Origin of the sequence: Nocardiopsis coralli, assembly GCF_014892575.1 — a bacterium.
In the GTDB taxonomy this organism is placed as follows: Bacteria; Actinomycetota; Actinomycetes; order Streptosporangiales; family Streptosporangiaceae; genus Nocardiopsis; species Nocardiopsis coralli.
Genome location: NZ_JADBGI010000024.1, coordinates 91,470 through 102,470 on the forward strand (window position 1 = coordinate 91,470; position 11,001 = coordinate 102,470).

Sequence of the window (11,001 nt, forward strand, 5' to 3'; positions counted from 1 at the left end):
CGGGGCCGCGCCGGCCGCGTTCGCTCCGCCGACCGGGCTCGACCCGCCCACCGGGCCGGGCGACGCCGCCGCGTTAGAGGCGCCGGTGCCGTGTGCTTCCGCCGCGCTTTGCGGGGCATCCGCTTCCGTCCCCTCCGGCGCGTCCCCGACCAGGCCGGACACGGCGTGGTGGCGCGGGGTGGGCACGGACGAACGCCGGTGGGCGGGCGAGGCCATGTTGCGCGCGACCTGCGGGCGGTACTCCGTGCCGTCCTCGTCCACCGCGTACGGGGCGGCAGGCACGGGTGAGTCGGCCAACGGCGGGCGCGGGATGCGGGAACGCAGGCGCCGGGCCGCGGGCGACTCGTGCAACGGACGCGGACCGTCGGCGGGGTCGAGGCCGAGGGAGCGGAGGCGTTCGTGCTGACGGGAGCGAGGGGTCATACCTCAACGCTAGGGAGGGGGTTGCCGAGTGTCAGCAGGCAATTTCAGCCTGTGGACAACTCTGGCAGGTCCCCTGGAAGCCCCGGAATGCACGGGGATCCCGTGACCCTCCGGGGCCGGCGAAACCGCCCCGGACGCACGAAGGCCCGGTCCCGGCGCACCCGGGACCGGGCCTCAGAGAACCCGGGGGTCTCAGGCGGCCTGGAGCTCGTCCAGACGCTTGGCGATCGCGCTCTTGCGGTTCGCGGCCTGGTTCTTGTGGATGACGCCCTTGCTGGCGGCCTTGTCCAGCGCGCGGGCGGCCTTGCGCTGCTCGGTCACGGCCAGCTCGACGTTCCCGGCCTCGGCGGCCTCACGGAAGCGCCGGATGGCGGTCTTCAGGGAAGAGCGCACCGCCTGGTTGCGGACACGAGCCTGCTCGTTCTGCCGAATGCGCTTCTTCTGCGACTTGATGTTCGCCATGCGAAAACGTGCTCCAGTTGATCTGTTGCTGTGCGCCGGTCGAACAGGCCGTCCTACTCGCGTGCAGCCGTTCCGTGAGTGGCGTGCGTGGGCGCCGGCGCGGGGTGTGTGAGTCCACAGGGCTCGAAACCGAGCGTGGAAGTCCGAGACACGGACCTCCAGTATGCCAAACGTGCACACTGGTTCGTGCACGCGGGCAGGGCGGCGTCCGGCACACCTCCCGCGCATCCACGGGAACGTCCCCCGCAGGCCCGGCGGCGACCGGCAGGCCCGCTCCGGGCACACCCCGCATCACCCGTTGCCGAGCCACTCCGAGACGTAGGCCTGCAGGTCCTCGGCGTCGGCCTCGTCGGCCACGTACAGCGCCACCCCGGTGTCGGTGTCCGCCCCAGGATCGGTGTCGGTCAGCCCCAGGCGCACACCCCGCAACGCGGTCAGCGCCTCCTCGGTCGAGTGTTGGGGCGCCCAGTCCTCGCCCGAGTGCACCGGGATCCCGAACCGCACGCTCAGGTCCTCCTGCCGGTTCAGCGCGTCCAGCGTCTGCGTGACCTGGCGCGCCATGAACCCGCCGTACATCGCCTCGACGGGCATCCCGGCGTCCACACCCGGCAGCACGACGTCGTCGGCCGGCTCGGTGACCCGCTCCAGGTACCCCTTCGACCAGTACTTCTCCCCGCTGCCGAACACGAACGAGGGCATCCGTCCGCCCGGGACCAGCTCCACGTGGTGGGCGCGCACCGACAGCACCGGGTCCTCGCCGAGCTCTTCGCGCAGCTCCTCCACGAGCGCCGGGTAGGAAGGGTCGTTGACCGTCACCGGCGCCACGTCCAGGTGCACACCGTCGAACCCGTCGGCGATCCGCCCGGCGGCCGGCACCAGTTCCCCGCGCTGCCCCGAACGGAACCGGTCCTCCACCAGCGAGGAACCGTCCGCGGTGTGCCGCAGCCACGCCAGCGCCTGCACGTCGGGGTAGTGCTCACCGAGCCAGGACACCAGCTTGTCGGTGTCCTCCACGGGTGTGACCGAACCGTCGTCGGCGATCTGCCCGGCGTGCACGTACACGGTGTCGATTCCGCCCGTGTCCAGCGCGGCCTCCAGGCTGTCGGTGTCCTCCCAGGAGCCCACCCAGGCCGCGTCCGTCCCGGCGCCGCCCACCTGCGCGTCCGGTTCACCCGAGTACTGGTGGGCCAGGAGCGCACTCGCAGCCACCGCCAGGACCGCCACCGCAGCCACCCCGGCGAGCAACCGTGTCAACAGCCACTTCACCCGACCGCTCCTTCCAGGACCCGCTCCCGGGCCACGCCGTTCGCCCCCGCGGGGCCCGCCCCGTCGTGTCCCGGGCCGCCGACCGCGCAGGCGGGCGGGGTCCGGGAGCTGACATAATCTGGACAGTACCTCCCGCACCCACGGGCCCGACCGCCTCCTGCCCCCGCCGGGCGCACGCCGTCGCCGTGGGAAGATGTCAGACGCCGCAGACGCACCCCGCGGCAGGTCGGCGCCCTCCCAGGGCACGCACGACCAGCACCCAACCTGTTGAACGGAGCACGGTGGCACAGCCGAACTGGACCGATCCCGCGCTGATCCGGAACTTCTGCATCATCGCGCACATCGACCATGGCAAGTCGACGCTGGCCGACCGGATGCTCCAGATCACCGGGGTGGTCAAGGAACGCCAGATGCGCGCCCAGTACCTCGACCGCATGGACATCGAGCGCGAGCGCGGCATCACCATCAAGTCGCAGGCGGTGCGCATCCCCTTCACCGCGCTCGACGACCGGGAGTACACGCTCGACCTCATCGACACCCCCGGCCACGTCGACTTCACCTACGAGGTCTCCCGTTCGCTGGCCGCCTGCGAGGGCGCGATCCTGCTGGTGGACGCCGCGCAGGGCATCGAGGCGCAGACCCTCGCGAACCTGTACATGGCGCTGGAGAACGACCTCGTCATCATCCCGGTGCTCAACAAGATCGACCTCCCGGCCGCCCAGCCGGAGAAGTACGCAGAGGAGCTCGCCGGCATCATCGGCTGCGAGGCCTCCGACGTGCTCAAGGTCAGCGCCAAGACCGGTGACGGCGTCGAGGAGCTCCTCAACGAGATCGTCAACCAGATCCCCGCGCCGGTCGGCGAGGCCGATGCCCCGGCCCGCGCGATGATCTTCGACTCGGTCTACGACACCTACCGCGGTGTGGTCACCTACGTGCGTGTGGTCGACGGCCGCCTCGCCCCGCGCGAGCGCATCCAGATGATGTCGACCAAGGCCTCCCACGAGATCCTCGAGATCGGCGTGAGCTCACCCGAGCCGCGCAAGACCGAGGGCCTGGGCGTGGGCGAGGTCGGCTACATCATCACCGGCGTGAAGGACGTGCGCCAGTCGAAGGTCGGTGACACCATCACCGCCTTCAAGAAGCCCGCCGACGAGATGCTGCCGGGTTACCAGGAACCCAAGCCGATGGTGTTCTCGGGCCTCTACCCGATCGACGGCACCGACTACCCGGTCCTGCGCGACGCCCTCGAGAAGCTGCAGCTCAACGACGCCTCGCTGGAGTTCGAGCCGGAGACCTCCGCCGCCCTGGGCTTCGGTTTCCGCTGCGGGTTCCTGGGCCTGCTCCACCTGGAGATCACCCGCGCACGCCTGGAGCGCGAGTACAACCTCGACCTCATCTCCACCGCCCCGAACGTGATCTACCGGGTCGACATGGAGGACGGCGAGGAACACGTCGTCACCAACCCGAGCGAGTTCCCCGGCGGCAAGATCGACAAGATCTACGAGCCCATGGTCAAGGGCACGCTGCTCACCCCGGCGGACTACATCGGCCAGATCATGGAGCTGTGCCAGGACCGGCGCGGCACCCTGCACGGCATGGACTACCTGTCCGAGGACCGTGTGGAGATGCGTTACACCCTGCCGCTGGCCGAGATCGTGTTCGACTTCTTCGACCAGCTCAAGTCCCGCACCAAGGGGTACGCCTCACTCGACTACGACCCCACCGGCGAGCAGGAGTCCGACCTGGTCAAGGTCGACATCCTGCTGCAGGGCGAGGCCGTGGACGCCTTCTCCGCAATCGTGCACAAGGACAAGGCCTACTCCTACGGCGTGGAGATGACCAAGAAGCTGCGCGAGCTCATCCCGCGGCAGCAGTTCGAGGTCCCGATCCAGGCGGCCATCGGGTCGCGCATCATCGCCCGCGAGAACATCCGCGCGATCCGCAAGGACGTGCTCTCCAAGTGCTACGGCGGCGACATCAGCCGTAAGCGCAAGCTGCTGGAGAAGCAGAAGGAGGGCAAGAAGCGCATGAAGATGGTCGGCCGGGTCGAGGTGCCCCAGGAGGCCTTCATCTCGGCGCTGTCCACCGACGGCGGCGACGAGAACAAGGACGACAAGAAAAAGAAGAAGTAGTCGTTCCTGCGAGCGGGGGCGGGACCGGTGCGATCCGGTCCCGCCCCCGCTGCGTCGTGGGCCCCGACCGGGACCGCCAGGCCTCAGAGGCGGTACTCCTCCAGCAGCCGCCGGCCGATGATCATGCGCTGGATGTCGGCGGTGCCCTCACCGATGAGCAGCATCGGCGCCTCCCGGTAGAGGCGCTCGATCTCGTACTCGGTCGAGTAGCCGTACCCGCCGTGGATGCGGAACGCGTCCTCCACGACCTCGCGGCAGTACTCCGAGGCCAGGTACTTGGCCATGCCCGACTCCAGGTCGTTGCGTTCGCCGGAGTCCTTCTTGCGGGCGGCGTTGACGACCAGCGCGTGCCCGGCCTCGACCTTGGTGCCCATCTCCGCGATCCGGAACTGGACCGCCTGGTGCTGGGCGATGGGCCTGCCGAAGGTCTCGCGCTCCTGGGCGTAGGCCACACCCAGCTCGAAGGCCCGGTGCGCGACCCCGACGGCGCGGGCGGCGACGTTGACGCGCCCCACCTCGACACCGTCCATCATCTGGTAGAAACCCCGCCCGGGGGCCTCGCCGAGCACCCGGTCTGCGGCCACCCGGTGGTCGTCGAGCAGGAGCTCGGTGGTGTCGACGCCCTTATAACCCATCTTGTCGATCTTGCCCGGAACGGTGAGCCCCGGCGCCGTCTCCCCGAACCCCGTCCCCTTCTCCAACAGGAACGTGGTCAGGTTGCGGTGGGGTGCCTCGGCGCCCTCGTCGGTGCGGGCGAGGAGTGCGACGAGGTTGGCGGAGCCGCCGTTGGTCAGCCACATCTTGCGCCCGGTGACCGAGTACCCGCCGTCCCCGGTGCGGGAGGCCTTGGTCGAGATCGCGGCGACGTCCGAGCCCAGTTCCGGTTCGGACATGGAGAACGCCCCGCGCAGCTCACCGGCGGCCATGCGCGGAAGGTACCGGCGGCGCTGCTCCTCCGTGCCGTGGCGCAGCACCATGTAGGCGACGATGAAGTGGGTGTTGACCACGCCGGACACGCTCATCCAGCCGCGGGAGAGCTCCTCCACGACCAGCGCGTAGGTCAGCAGGGACTCCCCGAGGCCGCCGTACTCCTCGGGGATGGTCAGCCCGAAGATGCCGAGCTCCTTGAGCCCCTCCACGATCTCGGTCGGGTACTCGTCGCGGCGTTCGAGTTCGCCGGCCACGGGCAGGATCTCGCGGTCGACGAACCTCCGCACGAGCTCGATGATCTGCTGCTGGTCGCCGGTCAGGCCTTCGGTGGTGGCGAGGCGGCCCATCGCGGGCCCTCCTTCTGCGTTCGGGGACGGACGGGGGACGGGCCGGTGTGTCAGTTCGCCGACTCGAAGACGGCGGCCAGCCCCTGACCGCCGCCGATGCACATCGTGGCCAGCCCGTACCGGCCGCCGCTGCGGTCCAGCTCGCGGGCGAGCGTGCCGACCATGCGCGTTCCGGTCGCGCCGACCGGGTGGCCGAGGGAGATCCCGGAGCCGTGCACGTTGGTGCGCTCGCGGTCCTCCTCCGTGAAGCCCCACTCGCGCATCACGGCCAGCGCCTGGGCGGCGAAGGCCTCGTTGAGCTCGATGCGGTCCATGTCGGCCAGGGTCAGGCCGGCCCGCTCCAGGGCGCGTGCGGAGGCGGGCACCGGGCCGATGCCCATGACCTTCGGCTGTACGCCGGCCACCGCCCAGGTCACCAAGCGCACCAGCGGGCGCAGCCCCAGTTCCTCGGCCTTGTCGCGGGTGGTGACCACACACAGGGCGGCGGCATCGTTCTGCCCGCTCGCGTTGCCCGCGGTCACGGTCGCGTCCGGGTCCTGGGAGCGCATGATCGGCTTGAGCCCGGACAGGGTCTCCACGCTCGTGTCGGCGCGCGGGTGCTCGTCGGTGTCGATCACCGTCTCGCTCCTGCGGCTGCGCACGGTCACCGGGACGATCTCCTCGGCGTACACCCCCGACTTCTGGGCGGCCACCGCTCGCGCGTGCGACTCCACGGACAGCTCGTCCTGCTCCAGGCGGGAGATGCCGTACTCCGCGCGCAGGTTCTCGGCGGTCTCGATCATCCCGCCCGGAACCGGGTAGTGCCGGCCGCCCGCAGTCTCACGCGCGCGCACCAGTCCGTCGTGCACCGTGACCCCGCTGCGGGCCCCGCCCCAGCGCATGTCGGTGGAGTAGAAGACCGCGTTGCTCATCGACTCCACACCGCCGGCCACCACCAGGTCCTGGGCGCCGCTGAGCACGCCCATGACCGCGTTGACCACCGACTGCAGGCCCGAACCGCACCGGCGGTCCAGGTGCTGCCCGGGTACCGAGACCGGCAGGCCCGCGTCCAGGGCCACCACACGCCCGATCGCGGGCGCCTCGCTGTTGCCGTTGCAGTGCCCCAGGATCACGTCGTCGACCTCGGCCGGGTCCAGACCGGTGCGCTCCAGGAGCCCCGTCAGCGCCTGGGCGCCCAGGTCGACCGCGGTCACGTTCTTGAACATGCCGCCGTACCGGCCGATGGGGGTACGCACGGGCTCGCAGATGACGACCTCACGCATGGGGCACGCCTTTCTTCGTGGTGGGGGTGGGGTGTGCGGCCCCGGCCGGTTCGTCGTGCCCGGCCAGGCCGAGTTCTGCCAGGATCGCCTCGGTGTGCTCGCCCAGAGCGGGCACCGGGTCCATCCGCAGTTCGACGTCGTCGAAGGTCATCGGGGGCAGGACCGCGTCGATCCCGCCCTTCTCGGTGCCGACGGTGCGCCAGCGGTCGCGCTCGGACAGCTGCGGGTGCTCGACCACGTCGGAGAGCCGGTTGAGCCGGGCCGCGGGGATGCCCGCCCGGGCCAGGCGCTCGTCGAGCTCGGCGGTCTCCCACTGCCGTGTCCGGCCCGCCACGTAGGTGTCGCACTCCGCACGGTTGGCGACACGGTCGACGTTGGTGCGGAACCGGGGGTCCTCGGCCGCCCCGGGGTCGCCGAAGACCTCGCCGACCAGTGCGGCCCACCCCCGGTCGTTCTGCACACCGACGAGGATCTCCCCGTCCCGGGTCGGAAAGGCGTCGTAGGGCGCGATGGAGGCGTGGCTCAGGCCCATGCGGGGGATCTGCCGGCCGGCGTACATCTGCATGTACATCGCGTGGCCCATCCACTCCACCGCCGAGTCGAACATCGACACCTCGACGGTGGCGCCGCGGCCCGAACGGGTGCGCCGCAGCAGTGCGGAGAGCACCGACATCGCCGAGTACAGGCCCGCGGCGATGTCGGCGTTGGGCACCCCCGTCTTCGTGGGGGTCTCCGGGGTGCCGGTCACCGAGATCATCCCGGACTCCGCCTGCACCAGCATGTCGTAGGCCTTGCGCGCGGACCTCGGGCCCGTGCTGCCGTACCCGGACAGGTTCACCACGACCAGCCCCGGGTTGCGCTCGCGCAGCGCCTCCGCTCCCAACCCGAGCCTTTCGGCCGCACCGGGCGCGGAGTTCTGCACGAACACGTCGGCGCGGGAGACGAGTTCCTGGGCGACGCGGCGGCCGTGCTCCGACTTCAGGTCGACGGCCAGGGACTCCTTGGACCGGTTGAGCCACACGAAGTGGGAGGCCAGCCCGTCGACGGCGCCGTCGTAGTTGCGTGCGAAGTCGCCCTCGCCGGGGCGTTCCAGTTTGATGACCCGGGCGCCCAGGTCGGCCAGGTGGCGGGTGGCGATGGGTGCGGCCACCGCCTGCTCGAGGGAGACCACGAGCGTGCCCTCCAGGGGCAGGGCGCCCTGCTCGTCGTCGTTGTTCACGAGTTCCCCGCCCTCTCCCGGCGTACCAGGCCGCCGCCGACGATGAGCCGCTGGATCTCGCTGGTGCCCTCGTACAGGCGCAGGAGCCGCACGTCGCGGTAGATGCGTTCCACGGCCACGCCGCGCATGTACCCGGAACCGCCGTGCACCTGTACCGCGAGGTCGGCGACGTTCGCGGCCATCTCGGTGCAGTGCAGCTTCACCGCCGAGGGCATGATGCGCCGGTCCTGGCCGCTCACGTACTGGGCGGCGGCCTCACGCACGAGCGCACGCCCGGAGACCACACCCGTGTACTGGTCGGCGAGCATCGCCTGCACGAGCTGGTGCTCACCGACGGGGACCCCGCCCTGGGTGTTGGAGGCGGCGTAGGAGACCGACTCGTCCAGCGCACGCTGGGCGGAACCCACGGCGAGCGCGGAGATGTGCACCCGGCCGCGTGCGAGGGAGGTCATCGCGGCCTTGTAACCGACCTTCTCCTCGCCGCCGACCAGGGCGTCGGCGCCCACACGCACCGAGTCGAACGTGACGTCGGAGGTCCAGGCGCCCTCCTGGCCCATCTTGGCGTCCTTGGGGCCCACGGTCACCCCGGGGGCGTCGGCCGGGACCAGGAAGACGGCGATCCCGTTCCCCTGCGGCCCGGGGTCGGCGGTGCGCGCGAAGACCACGAACAGCCCGGCCATCGGGGCGTTGGTGATGAACTGCTTGTGGCCGTCGATGACCCACTCCGAACCCTCGCGCACGGCCTTGGTGCGCAGGCCCGCGGGGTTGGAACCGGCGCCCGGCTCGGTGAGGGCGAAGGAGGCCACGACCTCGCCGGAGGCCAGCGCCTCCAGCCACCGCTCGCGCTGGGCGTCGGTGCCGTAACCGACCAGGACCTGCCCGGCGATGCCGTTGTTGGTGCCGAAGAGCGAGCGCAGGGCCAGGGAGGTGTAACCGAGTTCCATCGCCAGTTCGACGTCCTGGGCCAGGTCCAGCCCGAGACCGCCCCAACGCTGGGGGATCGCGTACCCGAACAGGCCCATGTCGGCGGCGGCGCGGCGCAGGTCGTCGGGGACGGCGTCGGCGTCCAGGGTCTCGTTCTCGCGGGGGACCACGGCCGTGCGCACGAAGTCGCGCACCTGGTCGCGGATCTGGGTGAAGTCTTCTGCTGTGACCTCGGTCTCGGAGCTCATGGCCCCGATCATCGCGACCCCGCCCATACGTGTCCAATACTCGATGGCGGCACATTGATACCCTCAGCGCAATAATCCGGGTGGGGTGCCTCTGACGTGCACCGGAGTCACCCTCAGGCGCCCCGACCCCCGTGGCGTAGGTTGCCGACCATGAACCTGCACCACCTGGACGCCTTCCTCGCGGTCGCCGAGGAGCTCCACTTCGGCCGCGCCGCCGAACGCCTCCACATGGCCCAGCCCCCGCTCACCCGCACCATCAAACAGCTCGAACGCGACCTCGGGGCCGACCTGTTCGTGCGCACCACCCGCACGGTCCACCTGACCACCGCGGGCCAGGCGCTCATCGGGCCCGCCCGGGAGGTGTTGGAGGGCTGCCGGGCCGCGCGCAGTGCAGTGCGCGCGGCGGGGGAGGGCCAGACCGGGCTGGTGCGCCTGGGGTTCGCCGGCCCCTCCTCGTACCTGCTCGTGGGCGACCTGAGCCGCCTGGTGCGCCAGCGCCGCCCCGGCATCGAGCTCCGGCTGCACAGCACCACCTACGCCAACGAGGCCCTGCGCTCGGTCATCGACGGCGACCTGGACCTGGCGATCGTGCGCTGGGGTGTGCAGCCCCCGGAGATCGCCCAGCGGGTGGTGGCCGAGGAGCACCATGTCCTCGCCGTGCCCGAGGGCCACCGCCTGGCCGACCGTGAGGTGGTCAGCCTCGCAGAGTGCCGCGACGAACCCTTCGTCGCCCTGGCCGCCGACCCCGGATCGACCGTGCGCGACACCTTCATCCGCGCCTCCTACGACGCCGGGTTCTCCCCGGACATCGTCCAGGTCGCCTCCGACTCCTGGACCCTCATGGCGCTCGTGGGCGCCGGGGTCGGGCTGACCTTCACCCTGGACACCGCGGTCGCCAACGTCCCGCGCGAACGGATCCGGGTGGTGCGGCTGGCCGAGGAGATCAGCCCCTCCCACGCACGCCTGGCCTGGCGGCGCGACGGAGAGAGCCCAGCCCTGCGCGAGGTGCTGCGGGCGTCGGAGGAGGCCCTGCCCACGCCCGAGCACCTGGTCGGTGTCGACCTGCCCTGAACGCCGTTGGGGCCGCGGGCTCGTTTGGGTGAGGGCAGCTTGTTGTTGGGGTTGCCGGATAAGCGGCCCTGTGGGGAGTGGGGTGTGGGGGTGTTCTGTGGTGTTGCCTCGGTGGTGGTGGTTCGTCGGGGCCGGATCTTAGCCCGGCCGGGCCCTCACGCAACCCACGTCGGCGCCACCCCCTGATTTCCGGGGTCGGAGTGGATGTGTCGGCGTTGTGCGTGTTGATCGCGGCGCCTCGGGGTGTGCGCTCCGGCCCTGTTCGCCGGGCTGTCCCGACCCGCATCGACGAACCACCCGCTCCCCCGAGGCCCCCGCCCGCAGCCAAAAGAACGGGTCCAAGAGCAACGGCAACGACACACCCCCTCTGGTGACCCCATTGCGGCCAACGGTCGGGGTGTGCGGGTGGTGGCTCGCTCCCGCGGAAGCACAGGCAACGGCAACGGCAACGGCTCAGGCGCGCCCCGCGCACTCCCGGCCGCGCATTGAGTCCCAGGGGTAGCGGGTGTGCGGGATCCTCCCGCCGAGGATCTTGCTACCAGAGCAGACTTCAGCGCTGAACCCTGCTCCAGTAGCAAGATCCCCGCACCCCCGCCCCAGAATCCCCGAAGAAAAGCACCCCGTGGAGTTATCCACAGGCTGGTTTTTCGGGGAATGCGGGCGCCCGGAAATAGGGACAGCGGGCGGCCATGAGACCGTAAAGAGTAAGGGTTCTAT

The 11,001-nt window shown here is 70.8% G+C and carries 8 protein-coding genes; 2 read left to right on the forward strand and 6 right to left on the reverse strand.

Annotation, left to right across the window (positions count from 1 at the left end; all coding sequences use genetic code 11):
- Positions 1–615: 615 nt before the first annotated feature.
- Together rpsT and IDM40_RS22520 are read right to left on the reverse strand one after the other, a co-directional pair.
- Positions 616–885 carry a 30S ribosomal protein S20 gene (rpsT, locus tag IDM40_RS22515; RefSeq protein ID WP_193124041.1) on the reverse strand — a complete coding sequence of 90 codons (270 nt, stop codon included), beginning with the start codon at positions 883–885 and terminating at the stop codon, positions 616–618.
- A gap of 291 nt (positions 886–1,176) precedes the next feature.
- Positions 1,177–2,151: a hypothetical protein gene (locus tag IDM40_RS22520; RefSeq protein ID WP_193124042.1), complete on the reverse strand. Its 975-nt coding sequence runs from the start codon at positions 2,149–2,151 to the stop codon at positions 1,177–1,179.
- 281 nt (positions 2,152–2,432) lie between these two features.
- Here IDM40_RS22520 and lepA point away from each other — a divergent pair, with 281 nt between their 5' ends.
- Entirely contained in the window at positions 2,433–4,283 is a 1,851-nt protein-coding gene (gene lepA / locus IDM40_RS22525; protein WP_193124043.1) for a translation elongation factor 4, read from the forward strand.
- An 83-nt stretch (positions 4,284–4,366) separates the two neighbouring features.
- Here lepA and IDM40_RS22530 read toward each other — a convergent pair whose 3' ends face one another.
- Genes IDM40_RS22530 through IDM40_RS22545 form a run of 4 tightly spaced genes read right to left on the reverse strand, consistent with a single transcriptional unit; the run spans position 4,367 to position 9,213 of the window.
- Positions 4,367–5,560, reverse strand: coding sequence for an acyl-CoA dehydrogenase family protein (locus tag IDM40_RS22530; RefSeq protein ID WP_193124044.1), 1,194 nt, complete (start codon positions 5,558–5,560; stop codon positions 4,367–4,369).
- Between the two features lie 50 nt (positions 5,561–5,610).
- A complete protein-coding gene (locus IDM40_RS22535; RefSeq protein WP_193124045.1) occupies positions 5,611–6,822 on the reverse strand; it encodes an acetyl-CoA C-acetyltransferase in 1,212 nt (403 codons plus the stop codon).
- Complete coding sequence (locus IDM40_RS22540) at positions 6,815–8,041, reverse strand: CaiB/BaiF CoA transferase family protein (protein WP_193124046.1); 1,227 nt, start codon at positions 8,039–8,041, stop codon at positions 6,815–6,817. Before IDM40_RS22540 ends, IDM40_RS22535 begins: the two co-directional genes overlap by 8 nt.
- Positions 8,038–9,213: an acyl-CoA dehydrogenase family protein gene (locus IDM40_RS22545; RefSeq protein ID WP_193124047.1), complete on the reverse strand. Its 1,176-nt coding sequence runs from the start codon at positions 9,211–9,213 to the stop codon at positions 8,038–8,040. The genes IDM40_RS22540 and IDM40_RS22545 overlap by 4 nt, the downstream gene beginning before the upstream one ends.
- Positions 9,214–9,363: 150 nt before the next feature.
- On the opposite strand from IDM40_RS22545, the gene IDM40_RS22550 reads away from it, so the two are divergent.
- Positions 9,364–10,284, forward strand: a complete 921-nt coding sequence (locus IDM40_RS22550) for a LysR family transcriptional regulator (protein WP_193124048.1) — start codon at positions 9,364–9,366, stop codon at positions 10,282–10,284.
- Positions 10,285–11,001: the final 717 nt, after the last annotated feature.